21 protein-coding genes are annotated in these 22,744 nt (G+C 69.7%); 4 read left to right on the forward strand and 17 right to left on the reverse strand.

Going from position 1 to position 22,744, the window contains the following annotated elements; translation table 11 throughout:
• Positions 1-14 precede the first annotated feature (14 nt).
• The 12 genes from D6860_RS20835 to D6860_RS20890 all read right to left on the reverse strand — a co-directional run bounded on the left by D6860_RS20835 (position 15) and on the right by D6860_RS20890 (position 13,587).
• Complete coding sequence (locus tag D6860_RS20835; RefSeq protein WP_076623188.1) at positions 15-401, reverse strand: thioredoxin domain-containing protein; 387 nt, start codon at positions 399-401, stop codon at positions 15-17.
• An 11-nt stretch (positions 402-412) separates the two neighbouring features.
• Positions 413-733, reverse strand: a complete 321-nt coding sequence (locus tag D6860_RS20840) for a HypC/HybG/HupF family hydrogenase formation chaperone (RefSeq protein ID WP_076623187.1) — start codon at positions 731-733, stop codon at positions 413-415.
• Position 734: 1 nt separating this feature from the next.
• Positions 735-1,343, reverse strand: a complete 609-nt coding sequence (locus D6860_RS20845) for a HyaD/HybD family hydrogenase maturation endopeptidase (RefSeq protein ID WP_076623186.1) — start codon at positions 1,341-1,343, stop codon at positions 735-737.
• Positions 1,344-1,622: 279 nt separating this feature from the next.
• Positions 1,623-2,399: a Ni/Fe-hydrogenase, b-type cytochrome subunit gene (gene cybH / locus D6860_RS20850; protein WP_076623185.1), complete on the reverse strand. Its 777-nt coding sequence runs from the start codon at positions 2,397-2,399 to the stop codon at positions 1,623-1,625.
• Between the two features lie 4 nt (positions 2,400-2,403).
• Entirely contained in the window at positions 2,404-2,985 is a 582-nt protein-coding gene (locus D6860_RS20855) for a HupE/UreJ family protein (protein WP_076623184.1), read from the reverse strand.
• Positions 2,986-2,998: 13 nt separating this feature from the next.
• On the reverse strand, positions 2,999-4,792 hold the full coding sequence (locus D6860_RS20860; protein WP_076623183.1) for a nickel-dependent hydrogenase large subunit: 1,794 nt from the start codon (positions 4,790-4,792) through the stop codon (positions 2,999-3,001).
• Between the two features lie 3 nt (positions 4,793-4,795).
• Positions 4,796-5,881 carry a hydrogenase small subunit gene (locus D6860_RS20865; protein WP_076625323.1) on the reverse strand — a complete coding sequence of 362 codons (1,086 nt, stop codon included), beginning with the start codon at positions 5,879-5,881 and terminating at the stop codon, positions 4,796-4,798.
• Between the two features lie 205 nt (positions 5,882-6,086).
• A complete protein-coding gene (hypF, locus tag D6860_RS20870) occupies positions 6,087-8,357 on the reverse strand; it encodes a carbamoyltransferase HypF (protein WP_371683208.1) in 2,271 nt (756 codons plus the stop codon).
• 82 nt (positions 8,358-8,439) lie between these two features.
• Positions 8,440-9,876: a nickel-dependent hydrogenase large subunit gene (locus D6860_RS20875; protein WP_076623181.1), complete on the reverse strand. Its 1,437-nt coding sequence runs from the start codon at positions 9,874-9,876 to the stop codon at positions 8,440-8,442.
• Complete coding sequence (locus tag D6860_RS20880; RefSeq protein ID WP_076623180.1) at positions 9,873-10,862, reverse strand: NADH-quinone oxidoreductase subunit B family protein; 990 nt, start codon at positions 10,860-10,862, stop codon at positions 9,873-9,875. The genes D6860_RS20875 and D6860_RS20880 overlap by 4 nt, the downstream gene beginning before the upstream one ends.
• Positions 10,863-12,194: a sensor histidine kinase gene (locus tag D6860_RS20885; protein ID WP_076623179.1), complete on the reverse strand. Its 1,332-nt coding sequence runs from the start codon at positions 12,192-12,194 to the stop codon at positions 10,863-10,865. It abuts the gene before it with no gap.
• A 55-nt stretch (positions 12,195-12,249) separates the two neighbouring features.
• The gene (locus D6860_RS20890; RefSeq protein WP_076623178.1) at positions 12,250-13,587 is read right to left on the reverse strand and encodes a formimidoylglutamate deiminase; all 1,338 of its coding nucleotides are present in this window, start codon (positions 13,585-13,587) and stop codon (positions 12,250-12,252) included.
• A 90-nt stretch (positions 13,588-13,677) separates the two neighbouring features.
• Between D6860_RS20890 and hutI the strand changes: the two genes are divergently transcribed.
• The 4 genes from hutI to hutU are packed head-to-tail and all read left to right on the forward strand — an operon-like array spanning position 13,678 to position 18,866.
• Positions 13,678-14,862 (forward strand): imidazolonepropionase, encoded by a 1,185-nt coding sequence (gene hutI / locus D6860_RS20895; RefSeq protein WP_076623177.1) that lies wholly within the window; start codon positions 13,678-13,680, stop codon positions 14,860-14,862.
• Positions 14,859-16,379 carry a histidine ammonia-lyase gene (hutH, locus tag D6860_RS20900; protein WP_093412028.1) on the forward strand — a complete coding sequence of 507 codons (1,521 nt, stop codon included), beginning with the start codon at positions 14,859-14,861 and terminating at the stop codon, positions 16,377-16,379. Before hutI ends, hutH begins: the two co-directional genes overlap by 4 nt.
• Positions 16,379-17,173: an N-formylglutamate deformylase gene (hutG, locus tag D6860_RS20905; RefSeq protein ID WP_076623175.1), complete on the forward strand. Its 795-nt coding sequence runs from the start codon at positions 16,379-16,381 to the stop codon at positions 17,171-17,173. The genes hutH and hutG overlap by 1 nt, the downstream gene beginning before the upstream one ends.
• Before the next feature lie 13 nt (positions 17,174-17,186).
• A complete protein-coding gene (gene hutU, locus D6860_RS20910; RefSeq protein WP_076623174.1) occupies positions 17,187-18,866 on the forward strand; it encodes a urocanate hydratase in 1,680 nt (559 codons plus the stop codon).
• A gap of 90 nt (positions 18,867-18,956) precedes the next feature.
• On the opposite strand, the gene D6860_RS20915 is transcribed toward hutU, so the two are convergent.
• Genes D6860_RS20915 through D6860_RS20935 form a run of 5 tightly spaced genes read right to left on the reverse strand, consistent with a single transcriptional unit; the run spans position 18,957 to position 22,719 of the window.
• Positions 18,957-19,883, reverse strand: a complete 927-nt coding sequence (locus D6860_RS20915) for a LysR family transcriptional regulator (protein ID WP_076623173.1) — start codon at positions 19,881-19,883, stop codon at positions 18,957-18,959.
• A 5-nt stretch (positions 19,884-19,888) separates the two neighbouring features.
• Positions 19,889-20,620, reverse strand: coding sequence for a UTRA domain-containing protein (locus D6860_RS20920; RefSeq protein WP_076623172.1), 732 nt, complete (start codon positions 20,618-20,620; stop codon positions 19,889-19,891).
• Between the two features lie 8 nt (positions 20,621-20,628).
• Complete coding sequence (locus D6860_RS20925; RefSeq protein WP_017469376.1) at positions 20,629-21,417, reverse strand: amino acid ABC transporter ATP-binding protein; 789 nt, start codon at positions 21,415-21,417, stop codon at positions 20,629-20,631.
• A 1-nt stretch (position 21,418) separates the two neighbouring features.
• Entirely contained in the window at positions 21,419-22,078 is a 660-nt protein-coding gene (locus D6860_RS20930; protein ID WP_076623171.1) for an amino acid ABC transporter permease, read from the reverse strand.
• Complete coding sequence (locus D6860_RS20935) at positions 22,075-22,719, reverse strand: amino acid ABC transporter permease (protein WP_017467852.1); 645 nt, start codon at positions 22,717-22,719, stop codon at positions 22,075-22,077. Before D6860_RS20935 ends, D6860_RS20930 begins: the two co-directional genes overlap by 4 nt.
• Positions 22,720-22,744: the final 25 nt, after the last annotated feature.

Here is a 22,744-nt window from a genome sequence, read left to right on the forward strand (position 1 = left end):
CCGTCGTGTCTCCGTCAGGCCGCCGGGGCGGGGATTGCGTTGAGGATCTGCGGGACGCGGGCCATGTAGTCGTCCCAGTCGCGCACCTTGGGAATGCCGCCGAGGCAGACGCCGTCGCGGAAGAAGATCAGCGACGGTGTCTTGAGCACGCCGGTGCGCTCGCGCAGCGCGGCCTCGATGGCATCATCGACCAGCGCGCAGTCAAAGGCGCGCTGAAAGGCCATGTGCAGTTCCGGCAGGATCACCGCGACGTCGGCGCTCTCGAGATTGCGCTTCGGGTCGCCCGGCACGAACAGGCAATGCGCGCCCGGCGCCTCGGTGAAGGCCGCGACGTCGGCCATGGTGGCAAGCCGGGGCCAGCCGAAGTCGGTCACGAGCCGGTCGATCAGGGGGTGTGCCATTGGCGGTCTCCTCAGGCGGTTTTGCGGCCGGCGCGCCGGGCCGCTTCGAGATGCGGCGGCAGAGCCGGCTCGCGGTTGTCCAGGTCGGCAAAGGCGTCGCCGGCGCTGCCGCCCTGCATCACTGCCCGAAGGCCGCGCAGGGCCTCGGAGATGAGCAGCGCCTCGGGCGCCGAGATCAACGAGCGGGCATGGCCGAGATGGGTCAGCACCCAGTCGCCCACGCGCGCCTCGGGGGTCAGCGACAGGTCGATCAATGCGGTGCCCTCGTCGCCCGTTGCCCGTGCGGCGATGCCGTCGATCAAGACGATCTTCATCGGGATGCCCAGGCACATCTCAGGCCGCTCCCGGGAAGAACCGGGCGTCGCCGGTGCGGCAGGCCTCGTCCTCGGAAGGGCGACCGTCCTCGTAGGCGCGCTGGCGGATCGAGGCATCGGCGAGCGCGTCGGTCTGCGTCCGCCCTTCGGTCGCATGGATGCCGCGCGCGGCCAGCCACTCCCGGCCGATGCGCACCGCCTCGGGAATGCGGGCGGCGATCTGCGGCCGCAAGCCGCCGCCGTAATCCTCGAGCTCCTCGGGCTGGCAGCCGACCAGAAGCAGCTCACCGGGGCAGTAACCCATGAGCTGCGCGGTCGCGATCACGTCCTGGAAGCCGGTCTGGTGCAGCGACATCTTCTTCGCGCCCATGAAGCGCGGCACCGCGTCGCCCTCGACCACCTTCATCGTGCCCGGGGCGAGCCCGTAGTCGACCGCGTCGAAGACGACCATCACGTCGGCGGCCTCGAGGAAGGGCAGCAGGTAGAGCCCCTGCGTGCCGCCATCGAGAACGGTCACGTCGGCGCCGTAGGAAAGGGTTTCGGCAAGATGCTCGACGCAGCGCACGCCAAAGCCCTCGTCTGCCCAGAGCACGTTTCCGATGCCGAGAATGAGTGCCTGTCGTGTCATGCGATCCTCCCCTGCTTGCCCGGCGGCCTCCTGACCTCCGCCTGCTGGCCCGTCCGAGACTAGAGACTTCCGCCGGCAGGATCAGCGATTCCGCATGAGAGATGCATCTTTCATCAAGACCCTGATATGGAATGATATTTTCGAGAAACAGCATCCTTCCCGTGGTGGGGTGGCGTAATACCCCTTTCCATTTCAGGGTAATATCGGAAACCTTCCTGCCACAAAGAAAAACGGGCCCCTGCAAGGGCCCGTTCCATGTTGGCGCCGGGAGCGGTCAGCTCATTCCGGCAGGTCGTCCTTGAAGGTGCGATGCCCGGAGATCATCGTCGAGACCATCGACTGCCGCGACATGATATCCTCGCGGATGGCGGCGTAGATGTGGATCATCATGAAGATCACGATGAACCACATGCCAAGGTGGTGGATCGAATGCAGCACCTGAGTGTTGCCCACCAGTGCGATCAGCCATCCCATCGCGAGATCGGGCAGCGAGCCCTGCCCCGCGCCTTCCGCGTAAAGCGCCCATCCGGTCAGCAGCATGAAGGTGATCCCGACCGTCATGAAGAAGAACATGGCGACCTGCGCAAGCGGGTTGTGGCCCACGTATTTCTTCGGCACGTCCTCGAGGAAGGCATACCAGCGCAGTTCGTGGAAGACCTCCTTCCACCAGGCCTTTTTCCAGACCGGCACGTAGAACAGCTGCTTGGCGTGGTGGTTGCCCACGAACGCCCAGTAGATCCGCGCCGCGAAGGCCACGGTCAGAAGCTGGCCGGCGGCGAAGTGGATGAAGCGGTTGTAGCCCATCACGAACTGGAACGTCGCCTCGGCGAAATTCATCGTCGGCAGCGGCGAGGCGATGAGCCAGCCGGTGCCGATCAGCGTCATGATCAGAGCCGCGTTCACCCAGTGCCAGAGGCGCACGGGCCATTCGTAGACGAAGACCGAGGTGCGGCGGCGGATCGACTCGATGTCCTCCGCCGTCGCGTCGCCGGTGAGCCGCGCGCTCGGCAGCGGCTCGACGCCCGGGGTCGGGGTGTGGATGGTCTGGTCGCGCATCGTCCTACCCCGCAAGCAGGGCGAGGCCGCCCAGCGAAACGGCGGCCCCCATCCCGCCCTGGATGAGACGCGCGAAGCGGCCCGTGGCGACGGAGCGCGCCAGGGCGACGCCCACGAGGTGCAGCGCGGCGGTCGCGGCGAGGAAGCCGCCGAGGTAGGCTGCGGCGTTGCCCGCCGCCTCGGTGGCATGGGCGTGGCCGTGGAAGGCGCCGAAGCCCGCGATGGCCGCCAGCGTCAGCCCCGATGCCAGCCGGGACTGGCCGGGATGGGCAAAGACGGTCAGCAGGCCGAAGGCCAGCACCGAGAGGGTGATGAAGCCCTCGACCATCGGCAGGTGAACCCCGCCCCAGGACAGGGCCGCGCCCACGGTCATCGCCCCGAGGAAGGCCGTCGCCCCCGACCATGCGCGGTTCGGCAGGGCGAAGCCCGACCACAGGCCGACGGCGACCATCGCCATCAGGTGATCCGCCCCGAGGATCGGGTGCGTCAGGCCCGCCACGAGCCCCGAGGTCGCGCCGTGGCCGGTGTGGGCCAGCGCGGGTGCGGCGACGAGGGTGAGTGCGGTGGAAAGTGCGATCTTTTTCATTGGTCTGTGCTCCCTAGCGGACCTTGACGTTGGCAAGTTCATCGCCGTCAGGTGACATCACGTGGGTGGAACAGGCAAGGCAGGGGTCGAAACTGTGCAGCGTGCGCAGGATCTCGACGGGCTCTTCCGGGCGTTCCACCTTCGTATTCATCAAGGATGCCTCGAATGCGCCTATATTTCCGGCAGTATCGCGAGGCGATCCGTTCCACGTGGTCGGCACGACGCACTGGTAATTGTCGATCCGGCCGTTCTCGATCTTGATCCAGTGGCCGAGCGCACCGCGCGGCGCCTCGGTCATGCCGACGCCCTTGGCCTCTGCGGGCCAGGTCGACGGATCCCACTTCTCGACGTTGGCGGTCGACTCGTCGCCGTTGCGGATATTGGTCACCATCTTGTCGAAGAAGTGCCGGGTCAGGCGCCCGCAGTATTCCGATTCCAGCGCCCGCGCCGCGGTGCGGCCCAGCGTCGAGAACACCGCCTCGAGCGGCAGGTCCATGTCGCGCAGCAGCCCGTCGACCTGGTCCTTGATGTCCTCGTGACCGTTGGCATAGCCGACGATGTAGCGTGCCAGTGGCCCGACCTCCATCGCGTGCCCCTTCCAGCGAGGCGCCTTGATCCACGAGTATTTCGCCGCCTCGTCCAGTTCCTTGATGTCGGTGCGCGTGCCCTTGGCATTGGGGCCAAGCTCGTATTTCGGCTCGGTCACGCCATCCCAGGGATGCAGGCCGCGACCGGCCTCGCCGTAGGTATACCAGGAATGATCGACGAATTCCTGAACCTGCTCGGGATCGCGCGGATCGACGTCATGCACCTGCGTCAGGTCGCCGTTGATGATCGCGCCGCGCGGCAGGTGCAGCTGTTCGGCCGAGAAATCGTTCGGATGCTCGGGGATGTCGCCGTAGGCAAGGCACGCCTGCGACGACAGCCCGCCGCCGTAGAGCCAGTTGCGGTAGAACCCGCCGATCGCCTTCACGTCGGGGATGTAGACGTTCTTGTTGAACTGGTCGCACAGGTCGATGATGGAGCTGACCAGGTTCAGCCGCTCCATGTTGATCGCGCCGACCGCGCCCACCGAATGCACGTTGATCGGACACGGCACACCGCCCACCAGCCAGTTCGGGTGCGGGTTCTTGCCGCCGAAGATCGTGTGGATCTTCACGATCTCCTTCTGAAGATCCAGCGCCTCGAGGTAATGCGTCGTCGCCATCAGGTCCGCCTCGGGCGGCAGCAGATAGGCGGGGTTGTCCCAGTAGCCGTTCTTGAACAGGCCGAGCTGGCCCGATTCCACGAATTTCTTCAGACGGTTTTGCACGTCGCGGAAATAGCCCGGGCTCGACAGCGGATGTGACGGGCTCACCGACTGCTGCAGCTCAGAGGTCGCCTTGGGGTCCGCCTTGAGCGCGTTCACCGGGTTCACCCAGTCGAGCGCGTGCAGGTGGTAGAAATGCACGATGTGGTCATGCATCTGCAGCGCCAGCTGCATCATGTTGCGGATCGAGTTGGCGTTGTCCGGGATGGTGATGCCAAGCGCATCCTCCACCGCGCGCACGCTCGTCAGCGCGTGGGTGCCGGTGCAGACGCCGCAGATGCGCTCGGTAAAGGCCCATGCATCGCGCGGATCGCGTCCCTTGAGAATGACCTCGAGCCCGCGCCACATGGTCCCGGTGCTCACCGCGTTGGTGATCATGTTGTTGTCGTCGACGTTCACCTCGCAGCGCATGTGGCCTTCGATCCGGGTGACCGGGTCGACCACCACGCGCTTGCCGGAATTGTCGAGCGTGAAGCCGTTGGGGGTTTGCACGACCATGGCTTACACCTCCTCTTTCGACTGGGTCTTCTTCTGGGCCGACTTCAGCGCCGACACCGCCGCGTGAAGCGCGATGCCTCCGCCGACGACGCCCGCCGCCGTGAGGCCCACCTTGTCGGCATTCGCCTCGACGCCGAACTGGGTGAGGTCGGTCACGCGGTTGTAGAAGCTGCCCTGATCCCAGAAGCCGTCTTCCGAGCAGCCGATGCAGCCGTGGCCCGACTGGATCGGGAAGGAAACGCCCTCGTTCCAGCGCACCGTCGAGCAGGCGTTGTAGGTGGTCGGGCCCTTGCAGCCCATCTTGTAGAGGCAGTAGCCCTTCCGCGCGTTCTCGTCGTCCCAGTGCTCGACGAACTGGCCCGCATCGAAATGCGGCCGCCGGTAGCACTTGTCGTGGATCCGCTGGGAGTAGAACATCGCCGGCCGGCCCTGCCGGTCGAGCTCGGGCAGCCGGTCGAAGGTCAGCATGTAGGTGATGACGCCGGTCATGACCTCGGCGATGGGCGGGCAGCCCGGAACCTTGATGATCGGCTTGTCGGTGATGACCTTGTGCACCGGCGTCGCCCGCGTCGGGTTCGGCTTGGCCGCCTGCACGCAGCCGTAGGAGGCGCAGGCCCCCCACGAGATGATCGCCTTGGCGTGCTCGGCCGCGTGGCGCAGCTGATCGACGAAGGGCCTGCCCCCGACGATGCAGTACATGCCGTCCTCATTCAGCGGCGGGTTGCCCTCGACCGCGAGGATGTAGTTCCCCTTGTACTTGTCGATGGTGTCCTGAAGCGCGGCCTCGGCCTGGTGCCCGGCGGCAGCCATCAGCGTGTCGTCGTAGTCCAGCGAGATCATCGACAGCACGACATCCTTGGCCAACGGGTGGGCGCTGCGGATGAAGCTCTCGGAGCAGCAGGTGCACTCCAGCCCGTGCACCCAGATGACGGGGGTGCGCGGCTTGGTCTCCATCGCGTGCGCGATCTTCGGCACGAAGGCGGGGCCGAGGCCCAGCGCGGCGGCGGTCAGCGAGCAGTACTTCATGAAACTGCGCCGGGTGATGCCCTGGCTCCGCATGACCTCGTAGAAGGTTTCGATCTGGCTCAAGCTGGCGCCCTCCTCCATGTAGCTGTCCCGCGCAGGACGGCCCAGGGCCGCCCGCGGTTGATACAGCATCATGGTATGCCGCCGTGTGCGGAAGCCTTTCGCCCGAATTGCAGGCAACAGGAAAACGCATTTCCGAACAATGACTTGAGTGCCGCGCAGCCCCGTATCGCCGGTCATTTCCCTGCCGGAGCACCCCTGCCTCCGGTCAGTCGCTTTCCATACGCGCCAGTGCCACGAGCGCCTGCCCCAGCGCCAGCCCGCCATCATTGGCCGGTGTCTTGCGGTGGAACAGCACGGGCACGCCGTCGAGCGCCCGCAGCGCCTCATCGAGAAGCAGGGCGTTCTGGAAACACCCGCCCGTGAGCGCGACGGCCTTGGCCTCGCCGGTCTCGACCAGCGCCCGGGCAGGCGCGGCCAAGGCCCGCGCGAGGCCCGCATGGAAGCGCCGGGCAATCGTCCCGGGCGCGCAGCCCGCACCGAGTTCCTCGCAGAGCTGCCGTATCATGGGCGACGGATCGATCCTCAGCCCCGCGCCGGCGTCACCGATGCCGAAGTCATGGCCAGGGTGGCCGGCCTCCGGTGCAGCCGCCGCCAGCGCCTCCAGCCGCATCGCCGCCTCGCCCTCGTAGCTCTGCCCTTCCGCGCAGATCCCGAGACAAGCCGCCACGGCGTCGAAGAGACGACCTGCCGAAGAGGACAACGGCGCGTTCACCCCCCGCTGCGCCGCCATCCGCGCCATCGCCAGCGGCTTGTCGGCAAACATCTCATCCGCCCAATCGGACAGCCCCGCCTGATCAAGCCGCACCAGCGCATTCCTCCAAGGCTCCCGCGCCGCCATATCGCCGCCGATCAAGGGCGCAGGCGTCAACCACGCCCGCCGCTCGAACCCGCGATAGTCGCCAAGCAGAACCTCTCCGCCCCACAGCGTGCCGTCGCTACCAAGCCCGGTCCCGTCGAGGATGATCCCCGCCACCTTCCCGCCATCCAAGGGCCAGCCATTCTCCGCCAGACAGGACGCCAGATGCGCGTGATGGTGCTGCACCTCTTCCAGCCGCAGCCCCTCGCGATCCGCCCGCGCCCGCCCGTGCTGCGTCGCCCGATACTCCGGATGCAAATCGACCGCGACCACCTCGGGCCGGTGGTCGAAGAGCGCGGCATAATCACGGTCGGCCTGCAGGAAGGCCTCCCAGGTCAGCGCCTCGTCCAGTTCGCCGAGATGATGGCCAAGCAGCGCCTGCCCGTTCTTCACGAGACAGATCGCCGCCTTCATCTGACCGCCATGGGCCACCACCTGCGGCGCGCCCCCGAACCCTTCCGGCAACGGCAGCGTCCCCGGCACGCGCCCCCGCGCCCGGCGCAGCACCATCGGCCCCTCCGGCGTGATCCGCTCGACGCTGTCGTCGAGCCGCCGCGCGATGTCGCGGTCATGCATCACGAAGCCGTCGGCAAAGGCCGCGAGCATCTCGCGCGCCTCGCCGTTGCCGATCGCCTGCGGCGCACCGGAGAGGTTGCCGCTGGTCATTACCAGCGGCCGGTCAACCGCAGCGCACAGCAGGTGGTGCAGAGGCGTGTAGGGCAGCATCCATCCGAGCGCGTCCTGCCCCGGCGCAAGCCCCTCGGGCAGCGCGAGCCCCGCCTTCTGCAAAAGCACGATCGGCGCGGCAGGGTCCGCCAGCAAAGTCGCCTCCGCCGCCGAGACCCGGGTATGGGCCTGCACTACCCCAAAAGGCGCCATCAGCGCGAAGGGCTTCGCCGGTCGCCGCTTGCGTTCCCGCAGCAACGCCACCGCCATTGGATCGGTCGCGTCGCAGGCAAGGTGGAATCCGCCCAAGCCCTTCACCGCGACGATTCCGCCACGCGCCAGCACCTCCGCCGCCAGCGCCACCGCGTCGCCCGGGACCTCGCGCCCCTCCCGCTCGAACCAGACCCGAGGCCCGCAGGCCGGGCAGGCGATCGGCTGCGCGTGAAACCTGCGGTCCGCGGGGTCGTCGTATTCCGCACCGCAGGCGGCACACATCGCGAAGCCGGCCATCGTGGTCTGCGCCCGGTCGTAAGGCAGCCCGCGCAGGATGCTGTAGCGGGGTCCGCAATGGGTGCAGTTGGTAAAGGCATAGCCCGCGCGCCGCCCGCCCCTGAACACCTCTGCCACGCAGTCCGCGCAGCTCGCCGCGTCCGGCGTCACCCGCGTCTCTGCTCCCGGCCCGCCCGAGGCGACGATCCGGAAGCCCGCGCCCGCGACCTCCGCCGCGACGCTCTCGACACCGTCGACCCGCGCCAGCGGCGGCGCCTCTTCCCTCAGGGCCCGCTCGAAGGCGTCGAGCCCCGGCCCCGCGGCCAGCACCAGAACCCCCTCGGCGTCGTTCGACACCTCGCCCGACAGGCCTAAGCGCCGCGCAAGCTGCCAGACGAAAGGCCGGAAGCCCACGCCCTGCACCTGTCCGCGCACGCGGATTTTCCGTCCCGTCACCACGCCCAGCCCTTCTCCGGTTTCCAAATACCCTCGGGGGAGTCCGCGCGCCCCGCGCGGACGGGGGCAGAGCCCCCTGCCGCCCGCGCCGTCAGTGCACCGTGCAGACCATGCATGGATCGAAACTCCGCACCACGTGCTGCACCGCCACCGGCGTTCTCTCCTCCGCCCCCACCGGCGTGCCCACCAGCGCCGCCTCGACCGGCCCCGGCACGCCCGCCGCGTCGCGCGGCGAGAAATTCCACGTGGTCGGCGCGACGATCTGGTAGCCCGCGACCCGACCGGCCTCGACCCGCAGCCAATGCCCGAGCGTGCCCCGCGCCGCCTCGACCAACCCGACACCGCTGCCCGCACGCGGCTCGGGGATCGGGTCCGCCATGAACCTCTCGGACGGATCGAGCGCCGCCGCCCAGTCCTGCAGCCAGAGTACCGTCCGCGCAATCTCGAGCAGCCGCCCGCCGATGCGCGCGCGCACCCCGCCCTCGGCGGCGAGCGCCACCGCCAGCGAGTGCCCGTCCACCGCCTGCCGCGCCAGCGCCCCGACCTCGACCGTGCGCCCGGCGAGCCGCGGCGCCTTGCACCAGGAATACCCGGGCGCCGACATCTCCTCGTCCGGCAGGGTGACACCCTGTGCCGGATGCGCCGCCGCGCCGAGCATCCAGGCGTGGCTGACGTCCTCGACGATGGCGTCGGGGTCGAACGCGGTGACCGCCCCCGCCTCCCAGACGCCGGCCCTGGTCATGCGTCCGCCGGCCAGCGGATAGGCCCCGCAGGAGAGGTAGCGTTTCGGCCCCGCACCCAGCGCGCCGAGCCCGAGGTCCGCCGAGATGGTGTTGAACAGCCCGACGTCTCCGGCATCCCAAGCCTCGAGCCCCGCGATGCTTTCGAGCTTGGTGAAATCCTCCAGCGAGGCACCGCCGAAGAGCTCCGCCTCGAGCACCCGCCGCGCCGCGCGCAGGGTGGTCTGGATGCGGATGCGGTCGCGCGCGTCGGGCGCACGGGTCACGCCGCCTGGCTGGATCGCCAGCGTGTGCGGCCACTTGCCGCCCAGCAGACCGACGATATGAAAAAGCTGCGCCCGCGCATCGAGCAGGCTGCGCGCGGCCGAGCCTTGCTGCGCGGTGAACCGCGCCACCGCCCGGTCGTGCCACGCGCGCCCGGCATAGACCGGCCGGGCGAAGTCCGGCATGAAGAACAGCGCGAAGTGGCTGATGTGATCGCAGAGGTTCTCGACCCCGTGCAGCAGCGCCGCCGCCAGCGCGCCTTGCGGCGGCATCGAGGCGCCCGAGACATCGGCCAGCGCCAGCGCCGCCGCCGTCGACTGGCTGATCGAGCAGATGCCGCAGATCCGGGGCGTGACGGTCAGCGCGTCGCGCGGGTCCTTGCCCTGCATCATCATCTCGAAGCCGCGGAACAGCGGCGAGTTCACCTGCGCCGAACGCACCACCCCGTCTGCGATGTCGAGCCGCACCTCGAGGTCGCCCTCGACGCGGTTGAACGGTCCGACCAGAAGCTGCCGCCCGCTCATTTGCGCCCCTTGAGGTTCGGCACCACGCGGATGCGGTCGGAATGCGCGTTCACGTCGATCCGCTTCGGCGTCGCCGCCTTGGACAGCGAGGCCAGCGCCATGAACCACGCCTTCGGCATGTCCGAGGGCAGCCCCACGGGGATGCCGGCGATGGTCGGCGTCTCGGTGAAAGGGTGGCCCGGCTCCTCGAACTCGGGCGAGGTGCAGGCGATGCAGGGATAGTTGCCGCGCGTGCAGGAGCCCTCGCCGTTCCACGGGCGGATGTTGCAGTCGCCCACCGCCTGCGTGCCGACGCAGCCGAGATGCTCCATCATGCAGCCGATCTCGCAGAGCTGCCGGGCCGAGGCCTTGTACTCGTAGTATTCGTTCTTGGTACAGCCATGGTGCACGAGGTGGTCGGCGTAGAACCGAGGCCGTCCGAAGGCATCGAGATCCCCCGCCCCGAGCGCCCCGCCCGCCAGCATCAGCAGCGTCTCGGTCACCCAGGCCGGATGGGTCGGACAGCCCGCGACGTTGATCACCGGCAGCCCCGAGCGCGATGTGAACGCCTCCGACAGCGCGCCGCCCCGCGCGCGCCCGTCGTATTGCAGCCCCATCGCGCCCGCCGGGTTGCCGCCTGCGGCAGTGATCCCGCCGTAGGCGGCGCAGGTGCCGACCGCGACGACGTGCTCCGCCCGTGGCGCCAGTGCCCGCAGCCAGTCGAGCATCGCCCGCCCGGTGCCGGCGAGCATGTGGTAGCGTCCGGTGCCGCGCGGCCCGGTGGCCACCGAGCCCTCGAAGCAGAGCACGTCGAGCGGGATCTCGCCGCGTTCGACCGCAGACAGCAGCGCCACGACCTCGGCGCCAGTCTCGATGGAAAGCGACGGATGCCAGAGGAACTCGATCCCGCCGTCACCCAGCGTGTCGAGCACGTTCGGGTTTTCGGCGCAGAGCAGCGACATGGTGCAGCCGCCGCAGCCCGCCGATTGCAGCCAGAGGACGTTCATTCAGCTTTCTCCCGGTTCGTGGGCAAGGGGCAGCTCCAGCAGGAACACCGCGCCCGGCCCCGGCAGCAGCGACAGCTGCCCGCCATGTTCATCCGCGATCTTGGCACTGATGGAAAGCCCCAGCCCGGTGCCCTTGCCCACCGGCTTGGTGGTGAAGAACGGGTCGAAAACCGCCGCGCGCTGCGCCTCGGGAATGCCCGGTCCGTTGTCCGAGACCGTCAGCCGCGCCATGCCCGCCGCCCGGTCGAGGTCGATGCGCACCGCCGGATCGGGCACCCCGTCCACCGCGTCGATGGCGTTCTGCACGAGGTTCATCACGATCTGCTGCACGTGCCCCGGCACCCCGCAGACCCGCAGCGCCTCTTCGCCGGAAAAGGTCACCGCGACGCCGGTCTTCGAGCCCCGCTCGACCCAGCGCGCGCCCACCCGCGCGGTCTCGGCAAGGTCGAAGGCGACGCGCTCGCCGCTGCCCTCGGACGACAGCCTCCGCAGGTCGGCGACGATGTCGCGCACCCGCTCCGCGCCCTCGCGGGCGCCGTGGATGGCGGTCGACAGGTTGCCCAGCGCGCGCTCGAGCTTCAGGTCGTTGCGCAACCGGACCAGATCTTCGCGCGGGGCGCCGGACTGCACCTGCTGGAAGTAGGTCTCGAACTGGCCGACGTATTTCTCGAGCGCGTGGACGCTGGCGTAGACGAAGCTGATCGGGTTGTTCAGCTCGTGCGCAACGCCCGCCAGCAGCCGTCCCAGCGAGGCGAGCTTCTCGTTCCGGACGATCTGGCTCTGCGCCTGCTTGAGCTGCTCGTGCGACAGCTCGAGCTCGGCGTAGGCGCGGCGCAGCTCGCCCAGTGGGCGACCGCTGAGCACCGCCCCGGCGAAGCGGTCGCGCGCGTCGATGCGCGGCGACAGCGCGATGTCGAAGGGCTGCGCGCCCGTCTCGGTGGGGATGCTTGCCTCGAAGTGGGTCACCGCGTGATGCAGCCGCAGCCGCCCGAGCGCGGCGGCCAGCAGTTCGGCCCCGGCGGTGTCGAAGACACCCGTGGCCGGTTGGCCGATCACCGCCCCGGCCTCGCCACCGACCAGCCCGCGCAGCGAGGCACTGGCCTCGGCCACGGTGCCGTCGCGATCGATCACGATGAGGATGTCGCTGACCGAGGCCATCACCGACTCGATCAGCCGCTTCGCCGCGCTCAGCTCGGCGTTCTGGTCTTCCAGCCGCTCCTGGTGGGCGACGAGCTCGGAATAGGTCTGATCGACGGCGCGCAACACCGACTGCCAGGCCTCGTCCGTCATCGCGGTCTGATCGCCGGGGCTGTCGGTCGCAAGGGGGTCCATCCGGCGATACTATGCGCGCCGCCCCGGCCCATGCAATCGCCGCGACGCGCGACGGTCAGCCGTCGTGCAGAACCTGCCGCACGGTCCTCGCGAAGCGGTCGGCGATCCGGTCGCGCGCCACGTGTCGGCCCTCGCGGACCTGGCGGCGCCCGGCAACCCAGACGTCGCCGACCGCGATATCCGGACCGAAGAGCCAGCGGTCGACGGTCTGCGCCCCGTCCGAGCCAAGCTCCAGCGGATCGCGCAGCGCCACGAGGTCCGCCGGCGCGCCGGGAACCAGCCCGCCGTCCGGGGCCCCGAGCGCCCGTGCGCCCCCCTCCTGCGCCCGACGCAGCAGCTGGGTGCCGGTCGAGCCCGGCGCGGTCGCCAGCGCGTTGCGCTCATGCGCGGTGAGACGCTGGCCATACTCGAGGCAGCGCAGCTCGTCGGCGAGCCCGATCCGCACGTTGCTGTCGGTACCGACGCCGAACCGCCCGCCCTGCGCCAGAAACGTCTGAGCCGGGAAGATGCCGTCGCCGAGGTTCGCCTCGGTCACCGGGCAAAGCCCCACCGTGGCCCCCGAGCCGGCGATCTGCGTCACTTCTTCGTCCAGCAGATGGGTGGCGTGGATGAGGCACCAGTCCGGGCCGACCTCGGCCACATCGAACAACCGCTGCACCGGGCGCCGACCGCAGAAGGCAAGGCAATCGTCGACCTCGGGAATCTGCTCCGCCACGTGGATGTGCACCTTGCGGCCCGGCAGCGCCTCGGCCAGCGCGGCGAGATCGGCGGCATCGGCAGCGCGCAGCGAATGCGGCGCGTAGCCCACCACGTCGCCGGGCCGGGCCATCGCGTCGCAGCGCGCGACCAGCGCAAGGAACGCGTCGCGGTCGTGCAGGAAACGGCGCTGGCCGTCGCTCGCCGGAGCCGGGCCAAAGCCGCCGTGGGCGTAGAACACCGGCAGGTGCGTGAGCGCGATCCCGGCCGCTTCGGCCGCCGCGAAGATCCGCGCCGACATCTCCGCAGGATCGTCGTAGGCCCGCCCGTCGGGCGCGTGGTGCAGGTAATGGAACTCGCCCACGCGGGTGAAGCCCGCCTCCAGCATCTCGACATAGGCCATCTCGGCGATGGCCTGCGCGCCGTCGGGGTCGAGTTGCAGGGCGAAGCGATACATCATCTCGCGCCACGTCCAGAAGCTGTCACGCCCCGGCCCGCGCGCCTCGGTCAGCCCGGCGAAACCGCGCTGGAAGGCGTGGCTGTGCAGGTTGCAGGTGCCGGGAATCAGAACGTCGAGCGTTTCGCCCCGTGGCGCGGCGCCGGGGCGGACCGCGCCGATGGCACCGCCCTCGACCTCAAGCGCCACGTTCTCTGCCCAACCATCGGGCAGAAGCGCCCATTTCGCGTGAAGCTGCATCGGCTCTCTCCGGCGTCTCGCACTTTCGGGCTTCCTTGGCCCGCCTCAATATGTATATACTTATTCAATCCCCGAGGAAAGAGGCCACCGATGCGAAAGCTCTGGACGAATGCACGTGTGATCACCGATGCGGCAGACCTGGCACCCGAACCGCTCGAGGTGCTGACCGAGGCGGGCCGGATCGTCGCGGTGGGGACCGCGCTCGACCGCGATGGCGCCGAGGTCGTGGATTGCGGCGGCGCGCTGATGACGCCGGGGCTGATCGACTGCCACACCCACATCGTCTACGGCGGCGACCGCGCGCGCGAGTTCGAGCTGCGGCTCGAGGGCGCCAGCTACGAGCAGATCTCGCGCGAGGGCGGCGGCATCGCCGCGACCATGAACGCCACTCGCGCGCTATCGGTCGATGCGCTGGTCGAAACCGCCCTGCCCCGGCTCGACCACCTGCTCGCCGAGGGGGTGAGCACGGTCGAGGTCAAATCGGGCTACGGGCTGTCCATCGCGGCCGAACTCGACATGCTCCGCGCCGCCCGCAAGCTCGCCGAGCTGCGCCCGGTGCGCATCGTGACGAGCTGGCTGGCCGCCCACGCACTGCCGCCGGAATACCGCGACCGGCCCGACGCCTACATCCGCGAAGTCGCCATCGCCGGGCTGGACGCCGCCCACGCCGAGGGGCTGGTCGACGCGGTGGATGCCTTCTGCGAGGGCATCGCCTTTTCGCCCGAGGAACTCGAGCCGCTCTTCACCCATGCGACTGCGCTCGGCCTCCCGGTGAAACTGCACGCCGAGCAGCTCAGCCGCATCGGCGGCGTGCAACTCGCTGCCCGTCACAACGCGCTGTCGGCGGATCACGTCGAATACGCCACCGAGGCGGACGCGCGGGCGATGGCCGAAGCCGGCACCGTCGCGGTGCTGCTGCCCGGCGCCTTCTACACCCTGCGCGAAACGCAGGCGCCGCCGGTCGCGGCGTTCCGCGCGCATGGCGTGCCGATGGCGCTTGCGACCGACTGCAACCCCGGGACCTCGCCAATGACCTCACTGCTGCTGACCATGAACATGGGCGCGACCTTCTTCCGCATGACCGTGCCCGAGTGCCTTGCCGGCGTCACCACCCATGCCGCCACCGCGCTTGGGCTTGCCGCCGAGACCGGCCGGATCGCCCCGGGCCTTTCCGCCGATTTCGCCCTGTGGGAGGCCGACAGCGCCGCCGTCCTCGTCAACCGCATCGGCTTCAACCCGCTGAAATGGCGCGTCTTCGGGGGAGAGGTCGCATGATCACGCTCACCCCCGGCGCCGTCACGCTCGCCACCCTGCGCAGCCTCTACTGGCAGCAGACGCCGGCGCGGCTCGACCCTGCCGCGATGCCGGGCATCGAAAACGCCTGCGCCCGGGTGGCCGAGGTCGCCGCCGGCGACGCGGCGGTCTACGGGATCAACACCGGCTTCGGCAAGCTCGCCTCGATCCGCATCGCTCCGGGCGACGTTGCGACGCTGCAGCGCAACCTGATCCTGTCGCATTGCTGCGGCGTGGGCGACCCGCTCGCCCCCGAGATCGTCCGGCTCATCATGACGCTGAAGCTCATGTCGCTGGGCCGCGGCGCATCGGGCGTGCGGCCGGAGCTGGTGGCGCTGCTCGAGGCGATGCTGGACCGTGGCGTGATGCCGGTGATCCCCGAGAAGGGTTCGGTCGGGGCGTCGGGTGACCTCGCCCCGTTGGCGCATATGGCCGCCGTGATGATCGGCGCGGGCGAGGCGTGGATCGGCCCCGACCGCCTGCCCGGCGCCGAGGCGCTGGCCCGCGTCGGCCTGTCCCCGGTCGAACTGGTGGCCAAGGAGGGGCTCGCGCTCATCAACGGCACGCAGGTCTCGACCGCGCTGGCGCTGGCAGGGCTGTTCCGGGCCGAGCGCGCGTTGCAGGCCAGCATCGTGACCGGCGCGCTCTCGACCGACGCCGCGATGGGCTCGACCGCGCCCTTCGCCGCCGAGATCCACGCCCTGCGTGGCCACGCCGGGCAAGTGGAGATCGCCGCCAGCCTGCGCGCGCTGCTCGACGGCAGCCAGATCCGCGACAGCCATGTCGACGGCGACGAGCGCGTGCAGGACCCCTATTGCATCCGCTGCCATCCGCAGGTGGGCGGGGCCTGCCTCGACCTGCTGCGGCAGGCCGCCCGCACGCTCGAGATCGAGGCCAACGCCGCCACCGACAACCCGCTGGTGCTGTCCGACGGCAGCATCGTCTCGGGCGGCAACTTCCACGCCGAGCCGGTGGCCTTTGCCGCCGACCAGATCGCGCTGGCCGTGGCCGAGATCGGCGCCATCGCCCAGCGCCGCATCGCGCTGCTCGTGGACCCGGCGCTGAACTACGGGCTGCCGGGGTTCCTGACGCCGAAACCGGGGCTGAACTCGGGCCTGATGATTGCCGAGGTCACGACCGCCGCGCTGATGAGTGAGAACAAGCAGCTGGCCCACCCCGCCTCGGTCGACAGCACGCCGACCTCGGCCAACCAGGAGGATCACGTCAGCATGGCCTGCCACGGCGCCCGGCGGCTGCTGGCAATGACGCAGAACCTGTTCTGGATCATCGGCGTCGAGGCCATGACCGGCGCGCAGGGTATCGCGCTGCGCCGCCCGCTCGAAACCTCGCCCGCGCTCGCAGGCGTCATAGCCACCCTGCGCGGAAGCGTCCCCGAGCTTGGCCCCGACCGCTACCTCGCCCCCGACATGGAGAGCGCCGGCGCGCTCGTCGCCTCGGGCGCGCTGACCGCCTCCCTCGACCTGCCGGAGCTTGCCTGATGCATCCCGTGACCGTGACCCGCGGCGACAGCCCGCTCGTTCTTGCCTTTCCGCACACCGGCACCCATGTGCCCGACCCGATCCGTGACCGGCTCAACGACGAAGGCCGCCTGCTGCGCGACACCGACTGGCACATCGACGCGCTCTACCGCGACCTGCTGCCCGGCGTCACGGCGGTGAAGGCCAATTTCCACCGCTACGTGATCGACGCCAACCGCGATCCGGCGGGGGTGTCGCTCTATCCCGGGCAGACCACCACCGGGCTGGTGCCCGAGACGACCTTCGACAACGCGCCGATCTGGCGCGAGGGCTGCGCCCCCGACGAGGACGACATCGCGAGACGTCTCGCGGAGTGGCACGCGCCCTATCATGCCGCCCTGAGCGCCGAGATGGAGCGGGTCCGCGCGATCCACGGCGTGGCGATCCTCTACGACTGCCACTCGATCCGCTCGGTGATCCCGTGGCTCTTCGACGGCACGCTGCCCGACTTCAACGTCGGCACCAACGGCGGCAAGACCTGCGCCCCCGCGATCGAGGCCGCCGTGGTCGAGCGCTGCGCCGCCTCGGGCCGGAGCAACGTGCTGAACGGCCGCTTCCGGGGCGGCTGGACCACCCGTCACTACGGCAGGCCCGCCGAGGGGATGCACGCCATCCAGATGGAGCTGGCGCAATCCAGCCATCTTGCCTCCGAAGAACCGCCCTTCGGGCTCGACCCCGAGACGGCCGCAGACCTGCGCGCCACGCTCGCCCCCGTTCTCCAGTCCCTCGTCGACCTCGCGCCGACGCTCGCGTGAAAGGACCAATGCCGTGACCGATCCCCGCCACAACCTCCGCGACATCTTTCCGCCCACCGGCCCAGAGCTGACGGCAAAGAGCTGGCAGACCGAGGCGCCGCTGCGGATGCTGATGAACAACCTGCACCCCGACGTGGCCGAGAACCCGCATGAGCTGGTGGTCTACGGCGGCATCGGCCGCGCCGCCCGCACGTGGGACGATTTCGACGCGATCTGCGACGGGCTGCGCGACCTCGAGGCCGACGAGACGCTGGTGGTGCAGTCCGGCAAGCCCATCGCCATCATCCGCACCCATGCAGACGCGCCGCGCGTGCTGATCGCGAACTCGAACCTCGTGCCGGAATGGGCCACGTGGGAGCATTTCAACGAGCTCGATAAGAAGGGCCTGATGATGTACGGCCAGATGACCGCCGGATCGTGGATCTACATCGGCGCGCAGGGCATCGTTCAGGGCACCTACGAGACCTTCGCAGAGGCGGGGCGTCAGCATTACGACGGCGACCTCACCGGTCGCTGGATCCTCACCGGCGGTCTTGGCGGCATGGGCGGCGCGCAGCCGCTGGCCGCGGTGATGGCCGGCGCCTGCTGCCTTGCGGTGGAATGCGACGAGAGCCGCGCCGACTTCCGCATCCGCACCCGCTATTGCGACGAGAAGACCCATTCGCTGGACGAGGCGCTGGCGATGATCGACCGCTGGACCAAGGCCGGCGAGGCCAAGTCCGTTGCGCTCATCGGCAATGCCGCCGACATCTTCCCCGAGCTCCTGACCCGCATGAAGGACGGCGGGCCCCGGCCCGATATCGTGACCGACCAGACCTCGGCGCATGACCCGTTCCACGGCTACCTGCCCAAGGGCTGGTCTGTGGCCCAATGGCGCGAGACGCAGGAAAGCGACCCGGACGCGGTGAACCGCGCCGCGCGAGCCTCGATGAAGGATCACGTGGCCGCCATGGTCGGCTTCTGGAACGAGGGCGTGCCGGTGCTCGATTACGGCAACAACATCCGCCAGATGGCCAAGGAAGAGGGGCTGGAAAACGCCTTTGCCTTCCCGGGCTTCGTGCCTGCCTACATCCGGCCGCTTTTCTGCAAGGGCATCGGACCGTTCCGCTGGGCGGCGCTTTCGGGTGATCCCGAGGACATCTACAAGACCGACCAGGCCATGAAGGAGCTCTTCCCCGAGAACGAGGGCCTGCACCGCTGGCTCGACATGGCACGCGAGCGGATCTCCTTCCAGGGACTGCCGGCGCGGATCTGCTGGATCGGGCTGGGCGACCGTCACCGCGCCGGGCTGAAGTTCAACGAGATGGTGGCCAGCGGCGAGCTGAAGGCGCCGGTGGTGATCGGCCGCGATCACCTCGATTCCGGCTCGGTGGCGAGCCCCAACCGCGAGACCGAGGCGATGCGCGATGGCTCCGACGCGGTATCGGACTGGCCGCTGCTGAACGCGCTTGTGAACACCGCCTCGGGCGCGACATGGGTGTCGCTGCACCACGGCGGTGGCGTCGGCATGGGCTTCTCGCAGCACGCGGGCGTGGTGATCTGCGCGGACGGCACGCCGGAGGCGGCCAAGCGCCTCGAGCGGGTGCTGTGGAACGACCCGGCCTCCGGCGTCTGGCGTCATGCGGATGCGGGCTACCCCGAGGCCATCGACTGCGCCAGGGAGCACGGCCTGCGCCTGCCGCGCATCCTTTAGGCCGCGCAAGCCTGCACCAGGCCGCATCCGGTAGGGTGGGCACTATTGCCCTCCCTACGCAGTCAACCGGCAGCGCAAGTGCGGCCCGGCTCAGCCGTCTTTCCGGAGGCGCGCGGCCTCCTGCCGACCGCGCGCGAGCAACCAGTCGCGCAGGCCGGCGCCGCCGGGTTTCTCCAGCGCCGCGCGCGACCAGCGCAGGGCATAGGGTTCGGACAGCGGCAGCGGCAGGTCCAGCGGCACCACGAGCCGCCCGGTCAGGAGCTCCTCCTGCATCATCGCCCGCTGGCCCAGCACCACGCCCTGCCCTGCAACCGCCGCGTCGATGGCCGAGGCTGTGAGCGCGAAGCTCATCGCCGGAGCGCCCGGCGGCAGCACCAGCCCGTGCCGCCCGGCCCAGGCCTCCCAGCTCGGCGGCTCGAAGCGGTCGTAGCGCGCGCTCCAGCCGATGCGCAGCCGGGGCAATACAAGCAGATCCTCCGGCGTCGAGATCGGCCGCCCCTCCAGCAGTGATGGCGCGCAGGCGGGCACGGCGACGTCGGTAAACAGCTCGGCCCCCGGCCCGTCGGCGGGCGGTGGACCGAAGTCCATCCGAAAATCCCACGCCTCGCCACTGCCTGCCGCGTCGGCCTCTTCCGAGACCAGCCGCACCGGCACATCGGGCACCTCGCGCGCCCGGTCGTAGAGCGCCCGCCCGAGCCATTTCGCGGCCACGGTCGGCAGGCCGCTCACCACCAGAGGGGCACCACCAAGGGCCGCCCGCAGGGGCCGCTCTGCCGCGAGAAGCTGCGCGAATGCGCCCTCGATTTCCGCATGATAGAGCCGCCCCCAGCGCGTCAGCTCGAGATGCCGCCCACGCCGTTCAAGCAGGGTGACCCCGAGATGCGCCTCGAGCCGGCGGACCTGCTGGCTCACCGCGCCGGGCGAGACCCCAAGCTCTCCTGCCGCCGCGCTGACCGAACCGAGGCGTGCCACCGCCTCGAAGCTCTCCATCGCGCGCAGGTGCGGGAGCCGGGCCATGGCGGTCAGCTCTGCGAGGGCGTGAAACGCGCCTTCATCGTGTGCCCGCCACCGGGATAGAAGAACCGCGCCTGCGTGACCGGCTCGCCGTTCTTCCACGTCCGCCGGGTCATCGTCAGCAGCGGCGCGCCCGCCGCCAGCCCGAGCCGCGCGGCGACGTCGGTGTCGGCGGCTTCGGCACCGATCTCGTTCTCGGCCTCGCTCCAGGGCACATGCGCCAGCAGCCAAGCACCCGGCGCCTGCGCGTCAAAGGTGGCCTCCGCCGCCTCGGGCACCGCGTCGAGGAAGATCACCCGCCGTTCAAGGCAGAACGGCGCATCGTCCTTGCGGTGCAGGCAGGCCACGTCGAGCACCGGCACACCGGGCGCGGCACCGGCGACGGCCTCCTCGGCCCTGAGCGGGCGCTCGCGCCGACCGAGGATCTCGTGGCCATACCAGCCGCCGGCGGCAAGCACCTCTTCCTTGACGTCGTGGATCTCGAGCACCGCGTTCTGCGACCGCTGCGGCAGCACGACCGACCCGGCGCGGCGGCGGCGCAGAACCAGCCCCGCCTGCGCAAGCTGGGTCATCACCTTGTTCACGGTCATCCGCGAGCAGCCGTATTGCTCGGCCAGCTCCAGCTCGGAGGGCACGCGGTGACCTGGCGCCCAGTCGCCCGACAATATATTGCGTTCGAGATCCGTCAGGATCGTCTCGTGCAGCGACTTCGTCGTCTCGGTATCGCGGTCCGCGCTCATGACCCCGTCTACTTCAGCATGGCGGCGCCACGGTCAAGGTAGGTGTCGAGGAACTGCTCGAGCCGCGGCTCGCGCGGCGCGGCAAAGACCGTCTCGGGCGTGTCGTGGAACAGCAGCCGGCCATGGTCGAGAAACGCCACCTTGCTGCCGACCGAGGCCGCGAACCCAATCTCGTGGGTGACGACGACCATGGTCATGCCCTCCGAGGCCAGCTGCCGCATGACGTTCAGCACCTCGCCGGTCAGCTCCGGGTCGAGCGCCGAGGTCGGCTCGTCGAAGAGCATGATCGTCGGATCGAGCGCCAGTGCCCGGGCGATGGCGACGCGCTGCTGCTGGCCACCCGAGAGCTGCGCGGGGTAGTGATGCGCCCGCTCCTTCAGGCCGACCTTGTCGAGCTGGCGCATCGCGCGGTCCTCGGCCTCGGCCTTGGGCAGCTTGCGCACCCGCCGCAGCGCCGCCGAGACGTTGCCGAGCGCGGTCATGTGCGGCCACAGGTTGAACTGCTGGAACACCATGCCGACCTTCGAGCGCACCCGCCGCAGCTCGGCCGGGGTCTGGCGGCGGCGGCCGCCGGCACCCTCGACGAAGCCCAGCGGGTCGCCCTCGATCTCGATCGCTCCCGACGTCGCCTCTTCGAGGAAGGCCATGCAGCGCAGCAGGGTCGACTTGCCCGAGCCGGACGGCCCGATCAGGCAGGTGACCTCGCCCCGGGGAACCTCGAGAGAGATGTCGCGCAGCACCTCGGTCTCGCCGAACTGCTTGGAGACGTGTTTCACGGCGATGGCGGGATCGGACATGTCAGGCACTCAGTTTCGAGAGTTTGCGTTCGGCGATCCGGCCCAGCCAGTTCGCCAGCTCGACCAGCGCCCAGTAGACCAGCGCGAGGATCACCAGCGACTCGACGAAGGCGTATTGCTGCGAGCCGATGGCGCTGACGGTCATGGTCATCTCGGGCACGGTGATGAGCGACAGCAGCGCGGTTTCCTTGAGCAGGATGATCGCCATGTTGATCGACGGCGGCAGCACCAGCAGCGCCATCTCGGGAAGCAGGATGCGCAGGATGATCTGCCCGCGCGCGAAGCCCACGCATTCGGCGGCTTCGACGTGGCCCACCGGCACCGAGCGATAGCCGGCCCGGAAGATCTCGGCGTAGTAGGCGGCGCCGTAGACCGAGATGCCCAGCAGGCCCGCGACCCACGGCTCGAGCCGGAGCCCGATGTAGGGGCCGCCGAAGTAGAGCAGGAAGATCTGCACGAGGAACGGCGTGCCGCGGATGATCTCGACGGGCACCTGCAGGCCGAGGTCCACGAGCCGGCCGCCGAAGCGGCGCGCGGTGGCGATGAGGAACCCCAGCGCGGCGGCGAAGAGCGTGCCCGCGACCCAGATCAGGATCGTGACCCCGAGCCCCATGAGGATCTGCGGCGCCTTGGCGAGGATGACGGCGAAATCGAAGCTCATTTCGAGGGAAGCCCCGGCAGCGCGTTCTCGGCCCGGTTCCCGACGAAGGCCACGACCAGGTTGATGACAAGGTAGATGAGCCCGGCGGAGGCGAAGATCGGCAGCGGCATGTAGGTCGAGGCGGCGAGGTTCTGCGCCATCTTGGTCAGCTCGATCAGCCCGACGACCGACACCAGCGAAGACGCCTTGAGAATGAGGATCGCCTCGTTCACCAGCGCGGGAAAGGTCATGCGCAGGGCGATGGGCGTGCGGATGTGGACGAAGGTCTGCAGCCGCGAGAACCCGGCCATCTCGGCGGATTCGACAAGCCCCGGCGGAACCCCCTCGAAGCCGCCGCGCAGGTTCTCGGCCTGGTAGGCGGCGGTGCAGAGCGACAGGCCGATGATCGCGGTGGCGAGGCTCGGCAGGGTGATGCCCACGGCGGGCAGGAAATTGTAGATCAGCAGCAGCTGCACCAGCAGCGGAACGCCACGGAAGAACGAGATGAACAGGCCCGCGCCCCGGAACAGCGCGCGGTTGCCCGACATGCGCATCCCCGAGAGCACGATGGCGAAGGCCAGGCCCAGCAGGATCGACAGGGCGCTGACGAAGATCGTCATCAGCGACGCTTCGAGCAGCAGCGAGAAGAGCTTCCAGGTCATGCGGCCTCGGGCAGCGGCGTCCGTC

This window comes from Salipiger sp. D13 (genome assembly GCF_003703915.1).
GTDB lineage: Bacteria > Pseudomonadota > Alphaproteobacteria > Rhodobacterales > Rhodobacteraceae > Salipiger > Salipiger profundus.